We start from the raw sequence: 25,234 nt of genomic DNA, 5'->3' as shown, positions 1-25,234 counted from the left end.
TTAAATGTATCAAGATGACACGGCTTTCTTATCCAGTATTTTAACCAAAATGTGTCCTATGTTGACAAAGAAGGCTCCCAAAAATACCGGTAGGAAGGGATTCATCCCGATTTCCTGAAAAGTGGGCGAATACAACGCGTAAACATGGTCGGTGAGGCTGTATCTTTTTCATAAGGGAGCGAGCCGGACAGGAGAGGTGCCCGGATAGATCACCGTCCCCAATTTATTCCGATCGCGCCCATACCTGCATCTTTCCGTTTGCCCGGTTTGCCCATCGGTGGTACGGCACGTAGGTTAGGTCTAGGGATTCGTTTTTGGCATTCGTAGCCCGGGTTGTAACGGCGACCACCCCTTCGAGAAGGTCGCTCTCAAACGTACTTTCCAGCGTTTTGTAATGGATACGGTGATTTTCTTTGTCCCGAAAATACGCCGGATTGTCCACCTCTTCCAGGCAATAAACAAGTGGACCTCGCACCAAGGCTACCTTACCTTTTGTGTCTTCGATCTCCGGATGGCCGACTACAGGCCTTGCCTCCATGGGAAAAGAAAGGGATATCCGATCCCCCGGCTGCCAGGTACGCTGGATTAGCAGGTAGCCATTGGTATAGATAGGGTCCTTTAAGGGCGCACCGTTCAAGACGATGGAAGGGAATATCTGGTCATTAGCCAGCGTATCGGCATAGGCATACAAATTGCTACCGGGAAGGAAATTTCCCCTGCTCCAACCCGGGATTCGGATACGCAAGTCAAAAAAAGCCGCTTCTTTCGGATTCACATACAGAGATACGTTTCCCTCCCAGGGAAATTGGGATTCCATCCGAAGCGACACCGGTTGATCCTTCACCAGAACGTTCGCGTCGTTTCCAATAAACTGATTGACATAAATCCCCTGTTCGTCTTTGGCATATACCAACGAACCGATCGCTGGAAGAAACCGCACCATATTGCTCGGGCAACAGGCTGGATTAAACCAGGGCCTTCGTTGGTACGCTCCGTCGGATTCCAGTAAGTTTCGGTAAAAAAACCGGTCACCCTCCATCGAAACGCTGGAAATAGCCGCATTGTAAAGCAGGTACTCCACGAGATCGGCGTATTTACTCTGTCCCAGTAGCAATCCCATTCGATTGCTCCATAGCGTAAAACCAATACCCGAACAGGTTTCGCTGTAAGCGCTAGCGTTGGGTAATTTGTACGGGCTACCAAAGCCTTCGTCGCGAAACTCGTGGGTACCAATTCCGGCCGTTACGTACATTTTTTTGGTGACAATATCCGACCACAAAGAATCCAGTGCGGGAAGGTACCGACCCGACTGGGTTTCCATTTCCACGTCCGCCATGGCCGAATACATGTATACCGCCCGGACACCATGACCGCGGGCATGGTACTGCCGGTCCACGGGCAAATGGTCCTGTCGGTAAAACGGATGCCTCCACCGTAAAGGCGTATTGGCATAGGGATCGACTGCGGGAGGAACGGTGTCAACGCGTGCTGGATTTCCCCGTTCGTCCAGAAAAAAGGTGGCCAGGCGGAGGTACTTTTCGTTTTCGGTTGTTTGGTAAAGTGCATACAAGGCCAATTCGATCTCCTGGTGACCCGGCGCTTCCTGCCGCTTACCCGGACCAAAAATGGAATCAATGTGATCCGCAAACCTAATCGCCACATCCAACAGCTTCCTTTTGCCGGTCACTTCGTAGTACGCAACCGCCGCTTCAAACAGGTGCCCGGCACAATACAGCTCGTGGTCCCGGTTGATATCGGTCCATCGTTTGGTACGGTCACCGGCGATATGGGGGGTAAATAGGTAGCCATCGGGCAATTGGGCGGCGGCAATGGTGTCGATCAGCTGGTCGGTAAATGCTTCCAGTTCCGCATCCGACTCGTGATGAAGGGCATGGGCCACACCTTGAATCATCTTATACACATCCGAGTCACTGGCCATCATTTGATTATGCTCCCCCTGGCGCATGCCCGCTGCGATTGCGAAGTTGGCCAGGGAAGATTCGACTTCAGCGAAGACAGAACGCAGGCCGTTTACCCGACTCCGATGGATTTTAGAACCCCAAAAATCATCAACGATGCGAACATCCCGGTAAGAAACAGCCTCCAGGTAGGCGGGTTCATCCGAAGCGAGTTGGTCGGAGGCGGGCTGCTCGGTACAGGCAGTACCAATCGTTGCCGCCAGGAGAATCCAATGGTATACATTTTTAGGCATCATACGGTTTTTTTGTTTTTTTGCACTCCAGATAGCCAGGGAAGAGGGACCGTCGGTTTCATCCGCTGCCAGCGAGAAAAGGCAGGCCTCCCCAGTTCCTACCTTTTACTGACAATTTCACCCATGATTCTGGGTGGAGAAGGTGTCTGGATGCAGGTGCATCTTGCCGAACACAATCAACCGGAGCCCGATTTACAGCAGCCGGCACCACCGGAAGGACTATCTGGAAGCCCGTTCTAACATGCAGGGAAAGATAGGTACACCGGCTTGGAAAGGCATCCTTCATCTTGACCAAAATGCATGCTATGTTACCATTTCTCAACCAACACTTGCTTTGTAATGCCTCCTCCCCGGGCCTGCCCGATAGCCGGTTTTCCGTACGGGTCCCGGAATTCAGCATACGCGCTACCTGTACCACAATAAATGTCCTCCTCGGCCGCACCTATTCTACCCATGAATGAGTCGTGCTGCCTGCAGCAATTTTGCGCGGGTACCTACCCATTCCGCCAATCCACAACCCCGACCCGCTGTACCCATTCGGTGTCATTTTGGAGCAGGAAGGCGGCCTGTTCGGGAGGAGAAAAAAATAAGAAAACCCATACTTTTTTTGACAGGAACGGTACCAATATAAAGGGATTTTTTTATATTGATTTCGAATCCAACGTAACAGATTATGGGAAAATTTGAAGTGTACATCGACAAGGGTGACAAGTACCGATTCCGATTGAAGGCGTCCAATGGTCAGCCCATTCTGGCTAGTCAGGGTTATGCCTCAAAAGCCAGCTGTATGAATGGCATTGAATCCGTTAAAAAGAATGCTGGTGACGATGCCAAGTTTTTACGACTAACTGCAAAAGACGGAAGCCCTTATTTTGATTTGATCGCCGAAAACAAACAAGTCATCGGCACCAGTCAAATGTACAGTTCCAAAGAGTCCATGGAAAATGGCATCGCTTCGGTCAAGAAGAATGCCCCCTCCGCTCCAATTGAGGAACTATCTTAGGGCAGTGTTGATCGAAAGTGAAGGCCAGCCCTGCTTGGCCTTGCTTCACCCCGTACCCATTCCGGTAAAAAAATCAGACCCCCACGGCTTTCCGGGAGTCTGTGCTTCCCAGGTAGAGGAACCGTATCGGTTTCCTATGAAATACACGATTCGAAGGTTACGATGCGAGTAAGTTGGCACTGGAAATGGACTCTGAATTCAGACGTTTTGCCTGCAGGCTTACATACAAGGCAGAAGCCAGAAAAACGAAATGAACAAACAATACCCGCACAAGTAGATCAGGCAGGCCCTGGAATCGGAATGCCCCCTCTATGAAAATATCCGACAACAGACTGACAAATGCCACCCCAACGGTAGACCAGATCAATAACTGAAATAGGGAATAGATTACCTCTTCTTTCCGGCTACTAACAGCTACCAGGTAGGCAACGAGCAATGTAGATAGAAACACGACGAATACCTGGATCCAGGCGGAAACCTCCACTTCAGGAGAGGGCCGGAGATCGCGCATGTAGTCGATGGCGGTATGGCAGAAGGTCAGTGTAATCCCCACTTGCCAGGCCCAGGCGCTTCGATAAAGAGCGATCACTACAAACACCAATCCGTAAAATGCGTAGGAATCAAACACCTGAAAGAAGTGTAGCAATACCCCCCGGTCACCATCCGGGTAGAGGGTATTCGTGATTGCGTCAACGAGCCAGGGAAATACGTAATAGACCAGCGCCACGAGGATTCCGGACAGCAACCATTCCAAACCCAGAGAAATAGTTTTCGGTGCCTCGATATCCGGGTCTCCGATCTCCTTTCTGGACTTCCAGGCGGCGTATCCCAGGCCCGCTCCAAACAAAAAGCCAAAAGAAAACTCCATCATCTTCCACCAGCTCTTAAACAGCACCTCAGGAAGGAGACTTCCGAGGAATATCCACAAACCGCCTAGCCCAAATCCAAGGCCTCCCGCGATCAGTCCGTAACTGCTAAATCGAACAATCAACCTGAAAAGCGGCTTCTCGATCGTGAATCGCAGGTAGCCAATCAGCGCAAGTGCACCCAGCAACAAGCCTGCCCAGGATTCCGATCGGGGTTTACTTACCGGATCAGAGAAATAAATCAATTGGGGTGCATTGATCAGCGCAATTCCCAGGACCAGCCCTACGATCAACAGGACGAGTGAAAGAACGACCGTAGATTTTTTCAGCTGATGATGAATAAGGCCCAGACCGAGCAATGCACCGCCACCCAGGCCCCAAACCGCTCCCTTAACGGTTGTTCCGATGCTTCCCCACCACAGCGTATCGGGATCGCGCAAAAACCCAAGGGTCTGACCATAGGTCATTTCTCCGCCGAGGCCTATGCCTACCACCCCAAAAACAACTACCATCGAAAGGAAGGAAGGCCTCAGGCGCAGCAAAATCCCGATGGCAAGGGCGACCATCGCTCCGGGTATCATGGCTCCAAAAGGCCCTCCTCCGATATAGCCACGCAAGCCCCAGCCCAAAAGCATGGCAACTCCCGGAAAGAACAGGAACAGGGAAAGGGTGGGTATGGATGGTTGTTTTTGCATAAGACGCAATTGATTTTTTGCAATACTATTAAATTTCAACCCAAACACGATTAAAAAAATCATTTTTTCCCGCCTGTTTGGTTTAACCGGCCATAACTCAGGTTGCATCAACCATTTCCCTGGCAAAAAAACGAGCCCTGCACCGACCTGGCTGCCAATCTGGAAGGGGTATTTCTACCTGTCAACTAGCAGCGCAGGCTCAGCGATTCCCCCAATCCACAACCCCAACCCGATTGGCCCATTCGGTATACTTTTGGACCAGAGACGAAGTAATGTCGGGGTGAACCGTTGCCAAATTCCGCATTTCTGTTCGATCGGCCTCCATGTCGTACAATTCCCATGCTGTCTCCGGTCCTTTGGTCGCTACCAGCTTCCACTTCCCATCCCGAAAACCCCGGTTTCCTTCGTGTTCCCAGCCAATGGGCGCGTGGACAAAGGATTGGTTTTGAAAAACCGGGCCCAGGCTTTGTCCTTCCATGGGTAAAATGGTTTCACCCCGGTATACATCGGGATACCTTGCCCCCGATACGTCCACAATGGTAGGCATGATATCGATGATGTGTCCCAATTGCCGGGAAATCCGGGAAGGATTCCGAATCCCCTCCGGCCAGAAGGCAATCAGGGGGGTGGAAATCCCTCCTTCGTGCACGTAATGTTTGTACAGGCGAAAGGGCGTGTTGCTGACATTGGCCCACTCCGCCGAATAGCTCATGTAGGTAGCCTCCGGACCGGGCATGACCTGTACGTCGTTTCCCCGGAGCAAGGGAGAACCGTCACGCTGGAACGCGGGAAAATGCAGGGACCGGGGCCAGCGGTCCGTCAACACCTCGTGGCAGCCCCCGTTATCCTGCAAAAATAAAATCAAGGTATGCTCCAGTTGCCCCGTTTCCTCCAGGGCCCGGATAATCTTGCCGATTCCCTGATCCATGCGGTCCACCATCGCCGCATACACTTCCATGCAAGCCGCCCACCAGGCTTTGTGTTCTGTGGTTTCCCAGGAATCGATTTCCGGACCGCGTGGGCTGAGCTTCCAATCGGCTGGAATGATGCCGCTTTTTACCATGCGTTCCATCCGTTCTTCCCGGAGCCGGTCCCAACCGGCGTCGTACTTACCTTTGTATTTGGCGATGTCTTCAGGTAGCGCATGCAGGGGCCAATGGGGGGCCGTGTAGGCTATGTATCCAAAGAAAGGCGCATTCTCGCTTGCAGATGCCCCCAGGGTCCGAATCTGCTCGGCGGCATGATCGCTGATGGCGTCTGTATAATAAAAGTTTTCCCCCGGAGATACCGGCGTGTTGTTTTGGGTAAGCGTGGCGGGATCATAATAGCTGCCAGCACCGTGAATGGTGCCAAAAAAGGTGTCAAATCCTCGCTGCAGGGGCCAATTATCCTTGGATGTACGTATTTTCTGATTTTCCGGCAACCAGGTCCTCCAAAAATCCACATGCTTGGTCACATGCCATTTTCCGGACATAAAGGTGTGGTACCCACTCTCTTTAAGCGTTTCGGCGATGGTTACGCATTGCCGGTTAAGGTCTCCCCGGTAGGAAGCAACCCCCCGGTCGTTGGTCATGCCACCCATCCCGGCCTGATGAGGGTACAGGCCGGTGAGTAGGGATGCCCGCGTGGGACAACACCTGGCCGCATTGTAAAACTGGGTGAATTTAATTCCCCCTTCCGCCAGCCGATCCAGGTTGGGCGTTTCGATTTCTCCTCCAAAGCTTCCCATATCGGAATAGCCCATGTCGTCCGCCATGATCAGGAGAATATTGGGTCGTTGTTGGGCAGAGAGATGGCCGAAAGCGAGTGCAAAGAAAGCCGCAAATATCGGCAACGAACGGGAGATGTTCATGGCAACTGGTGGGTTTAGGATTACTCTTTTGACTTAAATTTATTCGAATTTTTTGGTTCTGCCCCATTTGACCGCCAATAAATACTATCGCAACCGGATTCACCTCCTATTGCTCGTCTTGCCCCCTACTGGGTAGTTGATTCGAAACGTCAGCCGCTTTTACCTGGTGCCGGTGCCAAAAAGCGCCTCTGTCAGAAAAACTTCATCGTTTCATAATACAGCGCTGGGCCGGGAAAATAAACTGCTGCGTATTTTTGACGTACGCATTGTTCGCTTCAAATGACTGCTATTCTCCTTTCATTGATTGCCGGCCTGGTCTTGTTTTTGTTTGCCGTTGGGAATTTGTCCAAAACCATTCAACGAAGCATGGGAGACAAGGCGTCTTACTGGATCCAACGGTATACCTCTACTATCTTCAGCGGTATTCTGGTCGGGACCGGAGTAACGGCACTTTTGGGATCCTCTTCAGCAGTGATCATCATCGCCATCGTGCTGGTGAACGCATTGGTTCTCCCCTTCCGGCACGCCATGGGTCTGGTCCTGGGTGCAAATATCGGAACCACCATCAGCAGTCAGTTGATCGCATTGGATGTGGGCAAGTACGCTCCGGTGCTGCTGCTAATCGGATTTCTCCTGCTTTTTCTTTCCAAATCGGAACGAGTCCACAACAGCGGCAAAATCATTTTTTATTTTGGCCTGTTGTTTTTTGGCCTGCTTACCATGGAAACGGCCGTCGCTCCCCTGAAGGAAGAAGCCTTCTTTTTTGACTGGATGAAGAAAACAGAAAATCCCCTCCGGGGCACCCTTACCGGTGCACTGGTAACCTTGCTTGTCCAATCCTCCTCGGCCACCGTGGGCATGGCCATCGTGCTGGCCAAACAGGAACTGCTAAGTCTTACCGGTGGCTTGGCCATCATGTTGGGCGCGGAATTGGGAACCTGCAGCGATACACTGATCGCGACGATCCGGGGAAATGCCGCCGCCCTGAAGACGGGGTTGTTTCATGTGACGTTCAATTTACTGAGCCTGATTGTGGGTTTGTTGTTCTTTTTCCCTTTTGTCCATCTGGTAAAAACCCTCAGTGCCGATGTACCGATCGAACGAATCATTGCGAACGGACACATGCTGTTTAACCTACTCGGGGTAGCGTTTTTTGCCTGGACCATACCCCTCTTTGAACGGGTGCTAAATCGGCTACTTCCCGACCGGCCCCTGACGGATACCGGCTTATCAGGCGGCTAAGCCTGGCTGGCCGGCGGGCCTTACGGATCCGGAAACCAGGTCTCCTCGAATTCTTTCCGAATATCTTGCAGCGCTTCCCGGTAGGCTGGGTCTTCCGTGACGTGTGTGGTTTCGTAGGGATCCGACGTCAAGTCCATCAGACGCTCCTCAAAACCCGCTGCATCGTAGCGAATGTATTTCATTCCGTCTTCCCGGATCACCGCCCGGCTTATTTCCCCTTCGATGCCAAGGCTTTGCCTCCATTCCACCGAACTCCCCTCAAACAACGGTCGCAGGCTCCTCCCACGTGGATCCGTGGCGGCGGGCAGGCCGGCATACGCAGACAAGGTAGGCAAGAGATCCAGACCCACCGAAACCAGTTGCCGGCTAACTTGTCCGGGAGGGATCCGTCCTTTCCACATGGCCGTTAAGGGTACCTTTACCGATTCTTCGTAGAGCACATTCTTGTGTTCCAGTCGATGCGAGCCGTCGTTATCCCCATGGTCGCTGGTAAAGATCACCAGCGTGTTCTTCTCTTTTCCGCTTTCGATCAGCGCATCCAGCAGGACCTGTACATGGGCATCGACCATTTCGGTCAGCCGGGCATACGCCCAACGGTGCATGCGCCACTGTTCCTCGCTGTAGTCCCGTCGGGCCCCGGCCCGAAACGAGCGAGGATCCCGGTTGAGAAACAGTTCAATGGCTTTTGCTTCGTCTTCCTGGGGCTCAAAATTGGGTGGAAGGGGCGGACAGTAGTTCTCAAAAAACTCCTCCCGGCTGACGCCTGCCGGCAATTCCAGGGCTTTGTCCAGCAGGGCCAATTCCGTTGTAAAATTTCGCTCCAATTGCAGCCGGTAGCTGGAATCGGCGAAGTCCCGAATGGCCATAAAACAGATATCGTGTGGGTTGATCAGGGAAACCACCATAAAAAAGGGGTTTTCACGGTCCTCCCGGATGCGATCGGCAGCCTTTTGCGCCAATTCTCCGCGCGCATCGTTGGTCAAGACCTGAAAGCCGAGCAACTCGGGGTCCAGGAAAGAGGGCAGGTGTTTTTTGCCTCCGTATACCAGGTCGTAGCCGGCTTTCCGGAGGTAATCGGGCAAGTTGGCCCGGGAGGCTTCCGGTAGGGAAGCAGGTATATCCATGGAGCCCGCATTGTTGCGCACCAACTGCCCGCTGGAATCGGTAAAAAAGCCGGGAAATCTTCCCGTCAACATACTGACCCGGGAAGGGGAACATACCGGATTGGTGACATAGGCGCGGGTAAAGCGGATGCCGTTTTCAGCAATGTAATCCATGGCCGGTGTATGCAGGTAAGGATTACCCGAACTACTCATCATGGATTCACTCTGCTGGTCCGTAACGATCAAAATAATGTTTGGCGGGCTCGTCTGTTCCATACAGGACATTAAAACCAGCAGCGGCAGCAGGGCTACGACAGCGGAAATGGTTGGGTGTTTCATGGGGGTACGGGTGTATACCACCGCATTAAACAAAATTTACGCAACATTTACAACTACTCCTTAAAAAAGCGGGCAGGTTGTTATCTGTCTTTGCAACGTCCAATGGCATTTACTGCATACATTCGATTCCAGGCAATCGGGCAGTGCTTCCGGAAGTTTTCGAGGGAAAAAGCAAATCATCGCAATCTTTCGAATAGGCGTATTCCAGTTCAATTACTGAAAGCTTGCGGTTCCAGATACGATTGGTAGTTCGAATGGTATTTATTGTCTCAATGGGATCGGTTGGGGGTTCCCGAAAGCCCAAATAGGCAATAACACACCCAATTATTGGTTCATAATCCTTGTGAAAGGGTTCGTTGAAGTCAGTCAACACATCTGTATACTCTTTTCGATTCGTCAACTTCTCAAAGGTGGATGAAGTTGCCTCCTGATTCTTTAGTGGGATTTCGGCCCAATAAAGTGCTTTGCGGAATTCCTGAATTTGCCAGTTGCATCGAATCAATAGGCCTACCACCTGAAAGTAAAGGGAAGGATGGAGATATTGGGCTAAGTTTTCGGTGACTTTCTGAAAATGAATAATCGCTTCGACGTGCGCATTTGCCTGCCAATAGCAAAACCCGATTTGCTTGCGGAGTTTTACGTAGAGCACATCCGGATCCATGGTCGCCTTAACCGTCGCAGCGTAGCTAGTTACCCGTTCAGATTTGTCGGTTACATTCCCAGGCAGGGATGTCACGACACAAGCTGAGTACAAGTTCCTTCGGTAAAAAATCGGTTGCTAATTGCGCTTTATTCATGGAATACTGATCGGTGGAGAAGGCCGTGTACAATAAGTGTCCCTTTCTCCTTTGTTATTGAAAATTTTTGCAAGTTTTCTCAAAATGGTCATTATTTTAACCGAAACAGGTAGACTGATTGCCTCTTCCAGTATTTTTAGCCTCGTTTCGGTGACAAATGTTTTTTTATTAACATAAACTTACAGATCGCACGCTATAAATACGCCCGCCTATTTAAGGAGGCTATACAAATCCGAAATGCACCTTTTTTTACATGTCTATTTCACAAAAAATAGGCATGTGATCACTGAACTCTAGCCATTCACCTACTTGCCCGATTTCAAATTTTTTCAGCCTTTTTCGGAATTTTTTTGAAGCAAACACATAGTCTATGTGATAGGGCCTTTCTCGTTTTCGCTGAAAAAATAACGTCGCTTTGGTTTCTTTCCCCTGCTGTTCGCCAGTATGCGCATGATATAGACTTTCTATACCAATCTGTTTCAACGCGTTTACTACGTCGGGGTGGTTCCACCACCTGTCCCATTCATCCCAAATAGCATTGCTGTTAAAATCTCCGGCAACGATCGATGTATTCAATCTGGCTTTATTGACCTGCAGGTACTTCCAAAACTGTCCAATATAGCCGAAATTTGGCGAATTGTTTCGGTGGGTCCAAACGGCAAGAAGCTCAAAATCCCGATTGATCCGACAGGGTAAAAAGTGTTTTACGAAATGCCCTTCAAACCGGTTCGACCAATCGAGTTTTTCCAGATCAATCTCTGGTCTGGCAAATACAGCAAGTCCCTTGTTTTTGGTATCTCCTGTCCAAATATGGTTTTTTGCCCAACGCTGATACGGAGGATTTCCGGATTCGGCTGGGTTTTCACATTCTTGAATCACATAGATATCAGCGTCGAAGCCCGCTACTTGGGAAAACTTCTTTCTAAACGCTCCATTACAATTCCAGGTTACGATCCTCAATTTTCTGTGACGTTAATGGTATACGAGATTTTTCATTCAGAGAAAACTACAAGTTAATTTATAAAAAGCCTACTGCTTTTATTTTTCTATACGCACACGTCAGCTTCGGGGCAACAAACTTATTTCTGCGATACTGCAAAAATACCGGGACAGCCACGAACAATTCAGAAAGCCCCCATTCCCGCATCAGGCTCCCTGCCTGCTACCCCCCGCCAACGACCCTCCTCTCCGGCTTGTGCCATAGAATCCGGACTTTTCCAAATTCATTTTTATGTATTTAAAATGCTTTTTTATGAACTTTTATACCAGTCGCGTTCTTTTTCCCGCAATTTTCTCTATCTTTCCCTCCTATTCCAACAAACCAACCCGCATGTACCGAATACCCCAACTGCTTTGCCCCTTATTGTTTTGGGCAACGGCTGCTGCTGCCTTTACCGGAGACCCTGCGCTTATGCAGGTGACCGGCACTGCCACTGCCAGTTCCTCCGCCGCCAATTTCCCCGCCCAAAACGTTCAGGACGGTGACCTCAATACCTCCTGGCTATCCGCTAATCCCTTTCCAAACGGATATTTCAGCAACCCGGAACAAAATATCCTGCTGGGACAGCCGCTCAGTAGCCCCGCAGGCACCGACCTTCGCCTTGCCACCGATGGAAAATTGGGCACCTATAGCCCCCAAATCCCCCTGGTCAATGGACAGGCGCGTGCGGAACTTTTCTTTTCCGAGCCGAAGACCCTGCACCTACTCGGCCTGCGACTTGGTGGCTTGCAGGCAGATGTGGTCCTGGAGATCTGGGACGCCGACGGTGGCATTACTACCCTGCAGTATACCCCCCAGCAAAACAACGCTACCGTTCGCCTGACGCCCAATGTCGAAAACACGGTAAAAATCAGCCTGCGCAGCGAGGCTCCTTTTTTTATTTACGATCTGGCGGCCCTGGACCAACCCGCCGTTGAATACCTCACCATCGACCTGGAGCAAGCCCAGTGGATCAAGGAAATTCGTAGCAAGCACTGGGCCGGCTGGGGCAATGCCTCTGCCACAGCCCTGCTGTTGGGCACCCACCTGGACAGTTTGGTGCAGGTCGCCAGCCTCAACCCCTCGGAGCTTTCGGTGGTGGTTACCGAATTGCCGCAGGCCATAAAAGCCCGTTACGTCCGGATTGCGCATACCCTGGTGCCGGAAAACTACAAAAAAGTATCGGTCTTCGAACTAGAGGTGTATAGCGAGCCCGCCCCCGAGCCACCGCCTTCCCGTACCTGGGACCCTCATGCAGGGCTGTACCCTTCCCTCTCCTCCGAAGCAGGGGTGCTGCCAAGCTCCACCGCGCCCGGGGAGCAAAATCAAGCGGAGCGGGTACTGGACAATGACTTTTCCACCGCCTGGGTATCGAGTAATCCCCTACCCGACGGGTACGTTTCCAACCCCCGACAAAACCGGTTGCTCGGCAGAAACGGGGAGGCTTCAAACGGCGTGCCCGTGGACCGAGCCACCGATGGCTCGCTGGGAAACAGCACGCTGGCCATAGCGCCTGCCGAAGGGGAAAGCCTTGCCTGGTACCGACTCGCCCTTCCCTCCCTCCCCATTCACCGACTGGGTGTGCGGCTGGCAAGCAATTTTACCGAGCCGGTAAGCATACGCCTCACCCGTTCGGACGGGAGCGTCACCACACGTAGTTATGCCCTGGGAAGCAGCGGACACCAACGCTTTGTTATTGAATGGGACGAGGTGGTCGAGATTTTTCTAAGCTCGCCGGCAGCCTTTCGTATTCAGGAGATCGCCGCCTACAGCGAGCCACTCACCGAATACCTGACCCTGGACCTGGGCGAGACCAAACCCGTGTCCTGGATCCGTTCCCGGCATTGGAACGGTCGTGGTACGGCCCTCTCCGCCCGGCTATTGCTGGGAAATTCGCTGGACAGCCTGGTGGCCGTGACCGAGCTGGACCCAAACCTGCTGGATTTCCAAACGATCCAGTTGCCCAAACCGGTACCGGCCCGCTACGTACGCGTGGAAATAACGCTGGCCGATGAAAATTATAAAAAAGCGGCCATTCACGAAATCACCGTGTACGATGAATACGGCATTTACGGACCCGCGCCCGCAGACCGACCGCAGGACCGGAGTTTTGGCGAACTCTTCGGCCTAAATACTGTCTGGGCCTGGGGAACCAAAAAGGTACCCAACCTCCAGGGACCCGACGAGGGAGCCCAGAAATTCATCCGGGCTGCTTCTCAGGCACGAAATTACCACAACATTCACTGGGATACACCCGACCCGGACCAGATTCCCAGCTATGACCCGGAAAACCTGCAGGTGCACCTGAAATGGACCCAATGGGAACAGGAATATTCCGATTGGAAAAACAAAGGATTTACAGTGGATGCCACCTACACCTTCGACCGCTTTCGGGAATCCGATTGGGATAGCCCCTACGCTTCTGCGGAAGCCCTCGGGCAGGCCTTTGCCGGTACCTTCGGCCCGGGCAATCTCAACCTGATCCGGTCTGCCGAGATCGGCAACGAGCCCTGGGATTACAGCGATAGCACCTACCGCCGCATTTTGGAAGGCATGGCAAAGGGCATGAAATCCGCTGATCCGGACCTGATCGTACTGCCTGCAGCATTACAAGCCTCCAACCCCGAGGCCGGGAATTCGGGCATAAGCAAAAATTACATGGGCTACAAACTGTCCGAGGACGCCGCTCCCTACCTGGATGGCATCAACCTGCACCTGTACAGTTACATTCGAAACGAGCAGGGCGTCCGACTGGCGGTGCACCCCGAGCATCCCGCTTCCGAAATACGCGCCCTCTTTGCCGGCTTGCGCTTCCGGGACCGTAACCTACCCGGAAAGGAAGTGCATGTCACGGAATGGGGCTGGGACGCCTCGAGTGCGAACGAAACCGCATCCAACAGTGAAGCCGTGTCGGCCATATCCCAGGCGGTGTATGCCGTACGCGGATTGCTTTGGCTCAGCCGCATGGGCGTGGATCGGGCCCATTGGTACTTCTATGCCAACGTGGACCTGGAAAGCACCGATTCCGAACGAAATTACGACCGCTCCGGCCTTACCGATTCGCGCAACTTCAACTTTCAGGAAAAACGGTCTTTTATTGCTGCCGAAGCCCTGCAAAACACCATGGCGACGCTGCGCTTTCAGGAAGTGCTGAAAGAGGACGAGGATGCCTATATCTACCTGCTCCGCAACGAAGCGGGAGATGACAGCCATTTGGTCGCCTGGAGGCCGGTAACGGGAGACGATACGCTGGCCATTAACACACCTTTCCCGTATGCGTTCCCGGCGCAGGATGCTCGGTACCTTTCCGGATTGGATCCCCAGGGGGAAGCGGTCAACGTTGCCTACGAAAACGGGGCCCTTCACCTGCCCCTTTCCTCCAAGCCGCTCCTGGTTTCCCTGGCATCCCCCGCTGAAGCGAACCTCCGGGTCCGACAGGAGGCGCAGTTGCTGTCCGAAGAGGAAGCAGGTAAAGTCAAGCTTACCTTGAAAACCGGAACTCCCCTTGAGCATGTGGAAAGCATTGCCTTGACCCAATCCCTGCAGCCGTCGGATGCATCCCTGGTATGGGAAGCCAGCGGCGAGCGTAGCTGGCAGGCCTACCTGGAACACCTCCCTCCCGGCAGCTACACCACGGCAGCACTGCTGCGCGGAAAGGACGGGGCCTTGTTGCAAACCAATGCGGTAACCTTTGAGGTCAATAGCCACTTTTCCCTACAGCCCAATCCCTCTAGGGGTTGGATCAGCCTTCGGACAAAGCGCTCCTTTCCGGAACCAAGCCAGCTATCCATCCTCTCCGTAGACGGGCAGGTCCTGGAAACCCATGTGCTTCCGGCAAACGAAACGATGCTGCTGCTGAACCTCCATCACCTGAATACCGGACTGTACGTATTCAAGCTGGAAAACAGCGGTTTTGTTGATCGGCTTCGGTTTTTGAAGGAATAGACGCAACCGGTTTTATGCCGCATGGCTTACCTGCCGGTAAAAATAAACGATTTGGGTAATCGGCTCGTAGGCGGTGTCAATCGTTTATTCTTCTTCGAGTTGGTTGGTTTTTTCCGCAATTGATCGGATTACATCGTCCAGTTCGCCTGCAGATGTACAGACATGCGAAAGAAATTCCTGGGTTTCGTTTTCGTCCAATACTTCCTCGCGCAACAAATCCACCAGACCCAGCAGACGGGCAAGGGGTGCACGAACCAAATGAGATTGGGTCCAGGCAATGTCTCGCAGTACCGCATTTTGTTTTTCCACCTTTTCGAGGTAATTGAGGGTCTGAGTAATGTCATTGGCAACGACAAGTTTCCCTTTTCGACTGCCTAGGTCAATAGGTATGGAAGACACTTCTACCTTGATACGTTCGCCCGATTTTTTTTGATGGACAAACTTTTCTTTAAAAATACCCCTGTTATCGGGGATGCTTTTTATTCGGACTTTAAATTCCGCTGCTTCATGTGGGGGGCGCAGGTCGAGTATTGTTCGTTGCAAAAATTCTGATTTCGTGTAGCCATAATTATCAATTGCAGCCTGATTGACATCCAGTATTGATAAACTTTCGGTACTGAAAACCCACATGGGTATGGGACTGTTATGAAACAAGTCGCTGTATTTTTTTTCTGAGCGCATTACTTTTTCCAGGGCCTCCATGATATGTTCCTGGGCCTGCTTTTGTTTGGTAATGTCTGTTCGTACGGCCAAATACCGGTGTACCTGATTATCCCGGTCCCGAAGTGGAAAAATACTGGTCAGTACCCAGTACTCGGTGCCGTCCTTACGTTTGTTTTTGATTTCACCTTTCCATACTTTTCCAGATTGAATCGTCTTCCACATATCTTGGTAAAAGGCACGCGGATGATGGTCCGACCGGTTGATTCGGGTGTGGACGCCCAATAATTCTTTGCGTGAATAGCCGGAAAGGTCGCAGGTGCTTTGATTTACATCCAAAATTATGCCCTCCAAATCGGTGAGAATAATATTGGTGCTCTGGTCCAGGGCGGTACGAAACTCACTCAATCGCTGGTAGGAGGATTTCAACTTGTTTTTAAGAACCATTTCGCGATTGATATCTCGCAAGGAACCGATCATCCGTAGGGCCTTTCCTGTTTTATCCCGAAGCAAAAATCCTCTTTCCAACACGTAAAAATAATTGCCCCGATGGTTTTTAATCCGGTACTGCCAAGACCAATGCTTTCCAGAGGAATTCAGCAGAAATCTGCTAAGCGCATTGGACGCAGTCTCCAGGTCTTCCGGATGAACCCAGGATTCCCAATCTCGCAGCGAAAACTCGCTTCCTTCTGGTTTCTTGTGGCCCAGGGATCGATCAAAGCTACCTCCCCAAAAGATTGTTCCTTCCAGCAAATCAAAATCATAAATGACTTCATTGGTAGCCTTGTTGACCAATTCGTGGCGCTGGTTCGCAATCAGCACTTCCTCCAACATTTGCTTTCGATCGGTGGCGTCGGTTACGATTCCGACCAGCCCAAAAACCTCCCCATTTTGGTCGATCATCGGAGACAGCTTCGTCAAAAACCATTTCCTGGCATCTCCCTCAGCCATGGACCATTCATAGTGAACGTGGTTACCGCAAAGCGCAATTGCGTAGTTCTTGCCATGTACCTCAGCGGCCTCTTTCCCCAGGAGTTCTTCCGCTGTCTTGCCCAGAAAACATTTTTCTGAAATGCCGGCATACTCCAGAGACCGGCCATAAATCCCCGTATACCGTAACGATTTGTCCAGGGTAAAAATCAGGTCATCCATGCTGGACACCAATTTTTTAAATTTCTCATCGGATCGGGATAATGCGGTCTCCGCCTGTTTTTGGGAGGAAATATCCAGAAAAATCGCTTCCCAAACAGGTAACCCCTCATCCTGCCCAAAGGTCCACCAGGTTTGGAACCAAAACGTTGCCTCCGGTACCTGGATGCAGACGGGATAGAAAAATGACGTCAGGTTTGCTGTTGGATGCGAAATACGTGCCTTCAAATAGGCCCGGTCTGTTTCTGAAATACTGTTCCACAAAACTTCCTGTTTGTATACACGCTCGGGTTGCACCCCGGTAAATTGAGCTACCTTGTCTCCAAAAAATACTGCCTCTTCCTTCCCTTCGGCGTTTGTAAACAACCGAATAAGAAAACCTGGAAGGTGTTCTTGAAAAAAACCAAAAACCTGCGAGTTCTCCGGTGTCCTGTCTAAACCCTGAAGGCTACCATACATCTTTGAAACCCGGTCCCCCTCGTCTAAGGCATGGGCGATAATTCTGACCCACCGGTGGGTACCCGACGAATCGACCAGGGAAACGGTCTTATCGAACGATCGGCCTTCTCGCATGCACCGATAAAAATGGCGCAGCAAACTTGTCCTGAGCGGGCAGCCTGAAAGAAGCATTAGCCCCTCCTTTAGGGTTAACTGTGTTCGTTGGCCGATGCCCCAAATGGATGATACCGCTTGGTCCAAGGTCAGCACATGGGCATGGAGGTCAATTTTCCAGCATCCAATCTTCGGCAAAACCTCGACCCCAAAGCTCTTGGGGTGTTCCGGCCTTTCTTCCAGGGACAAGGTCCAGAGGATGTGCTCGTTATCGGAACATACAACCGGGCAAACACTGACCCCAATCATCCCCGAGGAGCGTCCCGGCAATCGGGCGGAAAACGACCGATTTGGGCCTTCTGAATCTGCTAGCTTGCTTCCGATAAAATCACCATCCAAAAAAATAGATTTCAACTCCTTACCCCGCCAGTTTGGCGCCATGTAGCGCCTGATGTCAGCATTTGCTTCAATCATCACACACCGACTATCGGTAAGCACCACCCCCACCTTTAAGGAGTCAAACAACGGACTCCAATACGTACCAACCGATTCCATATCTACATAAAAGTATGTTCGAAACCCATGAAAAAGAAATACTGAAAAACACCTGATCGGATTAAAAACCGATTAACCCGAAGAGTCAATCGTATGGATCATCCAAACCGTAACGCCCTGTCTTAACGGGGAATGTATTACGAATTTTCGTAATGCACAAATCTAATGAACATTTCCTACCAATAAACCAAGGGAACAGTAAAATTGCTCAAAAACAAATAAAATTTGTAAAAAAAGACTATTTATTCGGACCGGACCCCATGAAAATCCCGTTTATGCCTTGCTCCGACACCGCGAAAGCCAGGCCCTTTCCGGTCCAGGCACAACTTCTTTCTTTCAAAAACGCTTGTTCGGATGAGGTAGCCAAGGGTTCCTGTAACGAGAGTAGGAATTGAGTTACGGCGATAATTATCCCCAGATTGCCAAAAAAAATCAACCGAAAGCCCGTTTGTGTACCGTTTGCATGCGCATACCCACGCCCCTTTCAGCTAATTCTCCGACTTAGATTCCTTTTTCTCGGAAAATCGCCAGCTTTCCAACGAAAAACCCAAGGAATTAACCCATAGCATTGTACATTTAGACTTGTGTATTATCCGGAACCGTAAAAAATCCCCTTCCAACCAAATGAGACCGACCTTTTCATTCATGACCCGGAACCTTTGCCTACCTGCGCTCGGCATACTGCTGTGCCTGGTTTCCATGCAGCGTACTTCCGCACAAACCGGAGAGGATACCACCGTGTACCACAACGGAGGAAATCGGGTGCATGTAGTGGATTGCATCCGGTTTCAGCGACTCGGCGCAGCTGCGCAAGCGTCCATGCAAAAAATGACGCTCGCGGCGGCGCGAGCTCAGGGACTTGCGCTTTGTTCGAAGTGCCCGGCAGATACGGCCTCCCAGCAGCAGACCGATCTTCCCCGGTCTTGGGTAAGCCCGGCGCCTGCTACAATACCCACCCATGCCTTCGAACCAAGCCCGCTCCAGCCCCTGGTAGCCCCGGGCCCGGACGGAAAGCTCGTATACAAACCCTACAGCGATCGGGGTGACCGGATCCTCGATTGGTCCCAAACCGGGTACAAACAAAGCAATGTGCCCATTCCCGTGGTCCCTGTCCGGAAGATCATTCGCCCTTCCCATGGAGAGATACTTCCGGACGGCTCCATGGCCTATCCCAAGGGACCCGATAGTTGGGCAGAAATTCAAGACGCCCTGCAGGCCGTCGGAAACCTTAAGCCCGATAGCCTGGGCATAAAAGGCGCCGTCCTGTTGAGCGCCGGTACCTACTACATAAATGAAAGCCTGCAGGTCCCCTCCGGTGTGGTCCTTCGCGGGGAAGGCAATGCGGCGGATGGCACCCGACTGATCTTCCGCACCGACAAGGGAGGGGGAAATGCCATTGTTATCGGTGAAGGAGAAATCAAGCAGTTTCCGGAAAATGCCATTCGCATCGCGGACGACTACGTGCCTTCCGGCAGCTACGAACTGTCGGTAACGGATGCCAGCTACTTTGCGGCGGGTGACTTTGTCTACGTCCGGAAAACCGTCAATCAACAATGGATAGATGAACTTGGCATGGGCGAGCGGCTCCGGCACATTCGCGGCGGAGAAGAAGGAGCAAAGAAAAAACCCTGGAAGCCGGAGTCCTTCCAATTTATGCACCTGCGGCAAATCGAAGCCGTGCAGGGCAACACCCTTCGTCTTCGGGTCATGCTACCTCAATCTATCGCAAAAGAACATGGCGGCGGAGAGGTATTCCCGGCGGATTTGGGTTCGCTGGCCACCCACTGCGGGGTGGAGTCCCTGTTGATCGTGTCCAATTACGACACCCGGGTGGAAGATACCGGCAAATCGGCAAATTTTATGAATTTCAGAACGGCCGTCTCCATCAGCAATGCCCGAGACAGCTGGGTTCGGAACGTTCGGGTCAAACACCTGCAATTTGCGGCAGTTGCCCTGGGAAAGGGCTCGCAACAGGTGACCGTTCGCGACTGCGCCTACCTGGAACCCGTTGGCCCGAACCGCGGTGGATTCCGGTACGCCTTTGTGATGGGAGGCGGAACCGGCCACCTGGTATACAATTGTTATTCGGAGGATGCCCGACACGATTTTGCGGGGGGTGCCCGGACGATGGGTCCTTTTGCCTTTGTCAACTCCACCGCGGTGCGGGGACAGCAATCCGAGCCCCATCACCGCTGGGGCACGGGCTTTCTCTACGATAACATCCGCACCAAAGACGGGAGCATCGCAGCCATCAACCGCGGGGATTCCGGCACCGGCCATGGCTGGTCTGCCGCCAACACGGTGATTTGGAACAGCGATGCGCCCAGCATCGTCGTTTTCGATCCGGAAACTGACGGAGAAAACAACTTTGCGATCGGCTATACCGGCGATAAAAAAGAAGGCTTCGATGCCAATGGCGTCCGCTACGCCAACACCCGATCCGGCTACTGGGACACGCCCCAACAGGGAAAATTTTATGGATACGCATTGATGGGCAGCGGCTATATCGAAAGTCCGGATGCACCGGTTGCCCCTCTAAGCCTGTTTGAGCAACAACTCATTGACCGTATCGGGCAGCAGCAGGCGATGCGGGTACTCTCCGATGCGCCGGAAGCGGCGCCTCAAATTATTTTTGAAGATCCGATGACGGGGGACTGGAAGGAAAACTGGTTCCTGGATGGAAAACACGCCAGCCTGCGCGCATCGGCCGATGGCTTGTTTTTCTCCGGAGGAACCGTGACCAAAGAGGACGATTCCCTGGCCTACCATGCCCATCACGCGGTACTCTGGACCAAAAAGGAGTTTGAAGGTGATATCAACATTAGCTACGAGATGCGCCGCATCGACGAGAGCGACTACGGTACCACACTGCTATATATCCAGGCGCAGGGCATCGGTACCCCACCCTATCTGCAGGATATCTCCACCTGGAACCACCTTCGGGAGGTTCCCGACATGGGAATTTACTTTACCTACATGGACTTATTGAGCCTGAGTTTCCGCGAAAACCTCCGCAACAAGCGCTACCCCTGGCGGGACGAGGAGTTGAACTGGTATCCCGGAAGAGGGCTGATTGAGCCGATGGTGGACTATGGCGAGATCCTTCCTGGGAAAACCTATCGGGTGCAGGTGGAAAAGCGCGCTGCTTCCCTACGGCTCCGTTTGGTAGAAAAGGACAGCGGCCATTGCATGATTGATCATACCTGGAACACCGATGCGATTTCCGGGGGGATCGAACCCAAACGCATCCATAAAGGCCGCATCGGTTTGCGTCACATGGCCACCCGTCAATTTGTCTACCGCAATTTCAAGGTGGAACAATTTTGAACCCGGAAAACTGTCCTTTAGGCAGTTGTCGGAACTTCCAGGTGGGTTATCGCATGGCAGGCACCCGTAACCACTTCCCGCATATTATCAAAATCCAGCGTATCGATGGTATCCGATGCCAAATGATAATGGGGATTCCGCACAAAAGACGTATCGTTGATCATCAACGCGGGGTATCCAAAAGTCCAGTAGTTGCGTTGGTCGGAAAGCCCGGCTAAGCCGGTAGCACCTGTTTCGGCAGGAAAACTAACCACCTGTACATCGATCTGTGCCCGGTCGGCCATCAGCTTTTGCACACTTTTATTGAAAGCATCGTACCGATCTATTCCCACCACGATGATAAAATTAGCCGTACCAGGGTACCGTCGCGCCAGTTCGGCTGAAGGGAAAGGTTGGGAATTTGGCGCATCGGAGAAATAGCCAATCATCTCGTAACAAATCATCCCAACAACCGCTACCTGCTCTTCAAAAAGCGACCGGGCATGTACGTAACTACCCATCTTTTCGGTGCCAAAAAAGGGAGGCTCTTCCAAACAGTAGGCCACCAATTCGATGCCGTAATCCGTTTCCGGCTGATGCTCGCCCAGGAGTCTGGCCGTTTCCAGCAATCCAGCAACGGCACTGCCATTGTCATCGGCACCGGGTTGATCGCCACACACATCGTAATGGGCACCGACAATCAGGCGCTTGGACATCTCCCCCTTATACCTGCCGATTACATTGGTGTATTCCCTCCCTGCTGCAATCCATTTCTGCAGCGATACCTGCAGCCCAGAGGCCGTAAATGCCTCCACTATGTAGGCAGCCACTGCTTCCAGACTCTCCATATTTTGGTAGTTTCGATACGGTCGCAATGTGGTTAGGAATGCTAAATCGTTGTACAAGCGATTTTTCTGTGCGTTCATCATATGTTTTATTCGTTTAGTAGCAATCGTGTTTTCGCCAGACGGCATCCGCAAGTAGCATCTTCCGGTTTGGCTATTTTCGGCAGCAAGCCCTGGAGTACGCCGCTTCCCGAAGCATCCGGCACCCAGCCGGTAGGCCGTATTGATCGGGGACTGTCCCCGGCTATCATCCGCGCGTTGCGTTCGGTAATCGGCTAGATATCCGGTGCAGCGGCTGTCTGCCCGGTGGCTTTCCCATCGTGGGGCCCTTCGATCAACTGCGCCACAGCGGCCCGAGCGGATTCGCAGGCCCCGTGCACCGTCGCCTGGTGGTCGAGTGAAAGTGCTTCCCCAGCAAAATAAATTCTGTCCCTTACCGGCTCTTTTATTTCTGCAACGGTGCGGCTTCGGTTTCCGTCAAAAGAATAGGAATAGGCGCCTTGAATAAAGGGTTCCTCGGACCAGTTTTGCAGGACGTGCTTTACATAATTGGCCGATGCTTTTCCCTCAAATATCTCGTCCAATTCGATCAAAACCTTCTCGACGATCGCTGCTTCGCTTTTCAGTTGGGTGTAGGCAAGTGCCTTTTCGTTGATCGCAAACAGTCCCAAAATATGCTTGTCTGAATCTTTCCGAAAAGCTGCATCATACAAGAATTTATTTTCCTCGCGCATTGCGCGAAACAGTTTGTCAAAAACCAGTATATCCGGATAAAACCGCTCCTTGAATTCAATAAATAGCTTCATGCCCTCGCCCATATACACCCGGTTGATGGCCCTTGTTTTGGCAAGGGGCAAGGCGGGTACAAAGGCAATTTGTCGCTGCTGAAGGGTCTTGATCGAGCTGGTGAGGAGCACCTTGTCTGCCTCGTAGTGCTCGCCGGCCTGCGTTGTCACGCGTACTTTTTTGTTTTCATAGTTGATTTCGGAAACCGGTGCACGAAGTACCAGCCGATCGGAAATCGTTGGCACGATGAATTGCTCAAAAAAGTCAAACCAGGTCGTGCTGGCAAATTTCCATTCCCGGTAAAAATTCCGGATGAAATTGTGGGAGTTGAGTTTTCCCGCATGCCAGCTTTTGATGGTTTGGGGATGGTAATCCATGATTTCGACCGGGGTAGGCGCTTTGGGATCGTTGCGAATGGCCGACAGTACCCTCGGGTGGGTATGAATCGATTCTGCACCCAGGTCTAATGGGAAATCGGCAAAATCATTGATTTTTTTTAGCCGCCCGCCGTAGACCGGGGCCGCTTCGATGAGCAAAAAATCAATTCCGTACTGCTTGAGCAAATACGCTGCGGAAAGACCGGCGGCACCCGCCCCGATCACGAGTACTTTTCCAGAAAAATTCCTTGGAAACTGCGGTAAAATGGACCGCTCGCCGCCGAAAGTGGGTAGCAAAAAAGAAGGAAGAAAGGGCAAGCAAACACCCATCCGCAGACTTTGCTCCATAAACTCTTTTCGTGTCATTTTTTTTATTTTGAAGGGTATAGGGTTCAGCCAGAAAGGCTGGCAAACCAGTGGTTCCGATGGTTTTTTTCGTGCATCGCTTCGGTAGCGCCACAGCATCCCTGGGCATGCCGCCGCCCCGAACAGCTCGTTGTACAGGTCTGCGAAACAGGGAACAAGAACGGCCGTTTCTGCTTAGTATCCGCCCGGTGCTCCCCGTATCGGCATCTCAGGCCCTGGAGACCCGGCTAAAACAACCGGTGGGCAATACCCAGGTAAATCACGTTGTTTCGCAACTCCCTGTCAGCGACAAGCCTGGTCAATCCATGGCAGTACCGTATCCCGATGGACCAATCCGTTTCAAATGCGTATCCCAGTCCGGCATTTATCGAGAAATCAATCGTTTCCACATTTTCCAGCCGCAGGTTATCCGGTACGGACTTGCTGGTATTGACGGTAAGGAAGCCCAGTTGTAGACCCAATTCCGTATAAAACTTCGCCTCCGTCCATTTCAACATCAGCGGTACGTTGATGTAAGAAATTTTGTACCGCCCGTTTTCCTCCGATTGCTCCCCTTGCAGGGACCAAATCATTTCGGGCTGTAGCTTCAGCACTTTTGAGACCTTGAAAGCGGCATAGGCACCCACCGAATAGCCGACTTTTCGGTCACTTTCCGGAAGGGCATCGTTGCCCCATAATTCGGCAAAATTGACGCCTGCTTTGATCCCGTAGTGCACCTCCGCTGCTGCGCTCGTTTCTTGCGCGCGGAGCGGAACGGCGTTCAGCAGGGTAAGGCACAACACGCAGCCCACCAGGCCAGGGAATCGTTTACTCGGGTTTTTGGGTGCCGGTATCGGTAGGTAACGCATGGGCTCAGTCTTGTTTTTTGCAAAATTCGCTAATTAAGCCGACACGGCATTTGATTTGGATCACAAAATCACCTTGATCGAAGGCGGCTTAGGGTTTCCCGGGATATCCCCAAATAGGAAGCGATGTAGGTAAGCGGTACCCGCCGAAACACTTCCGGTTGATGGGTCAACAGGGCATTGAACTTATCGGCGGCAGCTTTCATGTGCAAGTCAAAAATTTTGTCTTCCATAAAAAGAGCGTACTCGAGGATGGTTTGATTGACAAATCGCATGATCTCCAGGTTCTCCAGCATCAGGGATCGGAGTCCGGGAATATCAATAGAAATCAGGATGCCATCTTCAAGCGATTCGATGTTCTCCCGGGAAGGGAGCTCGTTGAAACTTCGCAGCGAACCGATCACTTCATTTTCGAACGCAAACCAGGTGTGTACCTCCGTCCCGTTGTGCAGGTAAAAACTTCGGGAGGCACCTTTGCAGATCCAATAGAATTTGGTACAAATCGTTCCTTCCCGTACCAGGAGCTGCTTTTTGGATACAGCAACCTGTGTCAGCAGTGGCTGCAGCAGGACAACGGCCCGTTCCGATAGCTGCGGCTGGAAATTTGCCAAAAAATCGGCAACATACGGTGTTTTTTCTGTCATTGAATACGTTTTTAGCAGGGCCTGTACGGGCCAAAAAGGACCGTCCCTTTCGCCCATCAGGCTATGGGATGGTACCGACTGTAACCCAATATACCGGTAAAGCATGGCGGAGTTCG

General features: G+C 51.9%; 16 protein-coding genes. 5 read left to right on the top strand and 11 right to left on the bottom strand.

Annotation, left to right across the window (positions count from 1 at the left end):
* Positions 1–223 precede the first annotated feature (223 nt).
* The gene (locus BMW71_RS00720) at positions 224–2,215 is read right to left on the bottom strand and encodes a glycoside hydrolase family 127 protein (protein ID WP_092168101.1); all 1,992 of its coding nucleotides are present in this window, start codon (positions 2,213–2,215) and stop codon (positions 224–226) included.
* A 670-nt stretch (positions 2,216–2,885) separates the two neighbouring features.
* Here BMW71_RS00720 and BMW71_RS00705 point away from each other — a divergent pair.
* Complete coding sequence (locus BMW71_RS00705; RefSeq protein ID WP_092168094.1) at positions 2,886–3,215, top strand: YegP family protein; 330 nt, start codon at positions 2,886–2,888, stop codon at positions 3,213–3,215.
* 157 nt (positions 3,216–3,372) lie between these two features.
* Here the strand turns inward: BMW71_RS00705 and BMW71_RS00700 are convergent, their stop codons facing one another.
* Positions 3,373–4,776 carry a hypothetical protein gene (locus BMW71_RS00700; RefSeq protein WP_143057516.1) on the bottom strand — a complete coding sequence of 468 codons (1,404 nt, stop codon included), beginning with the start codon at positions 4,774–4,776 and terminating at the stop codon, positions 3,373–3,375.
* Between the two features lie 199 nt (positions 4,777–4,975).
* Positions 4,976–6,628 carry an arylsulfatase gene (locus tag BMW71_RS00695; RefSeq protein ID WP_092168089.1) on the bottom strand — a complete coding sequence of 551 codons (1,653 nt, stop codon included), beginning with the start codon at positions 6,626–6,628 and terminating at the stop codon, positions 4,976–4,978.
* A 279-nt stretch (positions 6,629–6,907) separates the two neighbouring features.
* Here BMW71_RS00695 and BMW71_RS00690 point away from each other — a divergent pair, with 279 nt between their 5' ends.
* Positions 6,908–7,870 (top strand): Na/Pi cotransporter family protein, encoded by a 963-nt coding sequence (locus BMW71_RS00690; RefSeq protein ID WP_092168086.1) that lies wholly within the window; start codon positions 6,908–6,910, stop codon positions 7,868–7,870.
* Between the two features lie 20 nt (positions 7,871–7,890).
* Here BMW71_RS00690 and BMW71_RS00685 read toward each other — a convergent pair whose 3' ends face one another.
* From BMW71_RS00685 to BMW71_RS00675, 3 genes are all read right to left on the bottom strand, one after another.
* Entirely contained in the window at positions 7,891–9,312 is a 1,422-nt protein-coding gene (locus tag BMW71_RS00685; RefSeq protein ID WP_143057515.1) for a sulfatase family protein, read from the bottom strand.
* 109 nt (positions 9,313–9,421) lie between these two features.
* Positions 9,422–10,048, bottom strand: a complete 627-nt coding sequence (locus BMW71_RS00680; RefSeq protein ID WP_092168083.1) for a hypothetical protein — start codon at positions 10,046–10,048, stop codon at positions 9,422–9,424.
* Between the two features lie 310 nt (positions 10,049–10,358).
* Positions 10,359–11,069 (bottom strand): endonuclease/exonuclease/phosphatase family protein, encoded by a 711-nt coding sequence (locus BMW71_RS00675; RefSeq protein ID WP_092168080.1) that lies wholly within the window; start codon positions 11,067–11,069, stop codon positions 10,359–10,361.
* Between the two features lie 370 nt (positions 11,070–11,439).
* Between BMW71_RS00675 and BMW71_RS00670 the strand changes: the two genes are divergently transcribed.
* A complete protein-coding gene (locus BMW71_RS00670; RefSeq protein ID WP_177179544.1) occupies positions 11,440–15,033 on the top strand; it encodes a discoidin domain-containing protein in 3,594 nt (1,197 codons plus the stop codon).
* 84 nt (positions 15,034–15,117) lie between these two features.
* On the opposite strand, the gene BMW71_RS00665 is transcribed toward BMW71_RS00670, so the two are convergent.
* Positions 15,118–17,949, bottom strand: coding sequence for a PAS domain-containing protein (locus tag BMW71_RS00665; protein ID WP_092168075.1), 2,832 nt, complete (start codon positions 17,947–17,949; stop codon positions 15,118–15,120).
* A 624-nt stretch (positions 17,950–18,573) separates the two neighbouring features.
* Here BMW71_RS00665 and BMW71_RS00655 point away from each other — a divergent pair.
* On the top strand, positions 18,574–21,276 hold the full coding sequence (locus BMW71_RS00655) for a hypothetical protein (protein ID WP_143057513.1): 2,703 nt from the start codon (positions 18,574–18,576) through the stop codon (positions 21,274–21,276).
* A gap of 17 nt (positions 21,277–21,293) precedes the next feature.
* Here BMW71_RS00655 and BMW71_RS00650 read toward each other — a convergent pair whose 3' ends face one another.
* Positions 21,294–22,184, bottom strand: a complete 891-nt coding sequence (locus BMW71_RS00650) for a M28 family peptidase (RefSeq protein WP_244891028.1) — start codon at positions 22,182–22,184, stop codon at positions 21,294–21,296.
* Between BMW71_RS00650 and BMW71_RS00645 the strand changes: the two genes are divergently transcribed.
* Positions 22,185–22,379: a hypothetical protein gene (locus tag BMW71_RS00645; protein ID WP_092168068.1), complete on the top strand. Its 195-nt coding sequence runs from the start codon at positions 22,185–22,187 to the stop codon at positions 22,377–22,379.
* Here the strand turns inward: BMW71_RS00645 and BMW71_RS00640 are convergent.
* From BMW71_RS00640 to BMW71_RS00630, 3 genes are all read right to left on the bottom strand, one after another.
* Positions 22,376–23,629, bottom strand: coding sequence for a flavin monoamine oxidase family protein (locus BMW71_RS00640; RefSeq protein ID WP_177179543.1), 1,254 nt, complete (start codon positions 23,627–23,629; stop codon positions 22,376–22,378). The two genes, BMW71_RS00645 and BMW71_RS00640, sit on opposite strands and share 4 nt — an antisense overlap.
* Before the next feature lie 227 nt (positions 23,630–23,856).
* On the bottom strand, positions 23,857–24,477 hold the full coding sequence (locus tag BMW71_RS00635; protein ID WP_092168063.1) for a porin family protein: 621 nt from the start codon (positions 24,475–24,477) through the stop codon (positions 23,857–23,859).
* A gap of 68 nt (positions 24,478–24,545) precedes the next feature.
* Positions 24,546–25,118 carry a Crp/Fnr family transcriptional regulator gene (locus BMW71_RS00630; RefSeq protein ID WP_177179542.1) on the bottom strand — a complete coding sequence of 191 codons (573 nt, stop codon included), beginning with the start codon at positions 25,116–25,118 and terminating at the stop codon, positions 24,546–24,548.
* Between the last annotated feature and the right edge of the window lie 116 nt (positions 25,119–25,234).

It is taken from the genome of Cyclobacterium xiamenense (genome assembly GCF_900109255.1).
In the GTDB taxonomy this organism is placed as follows: domain Bacteria; phylum Bacteroidota; class Bacteroidia; order Cytophagales; family Cyclobacteriaceae; genus Cyclobacterium; species Cyclobacterium xiamenense.
Note: the sequence above shows the minus strand (reverse complement) of the source record. Positions and strands in the feature narration are given on the sequence as shown.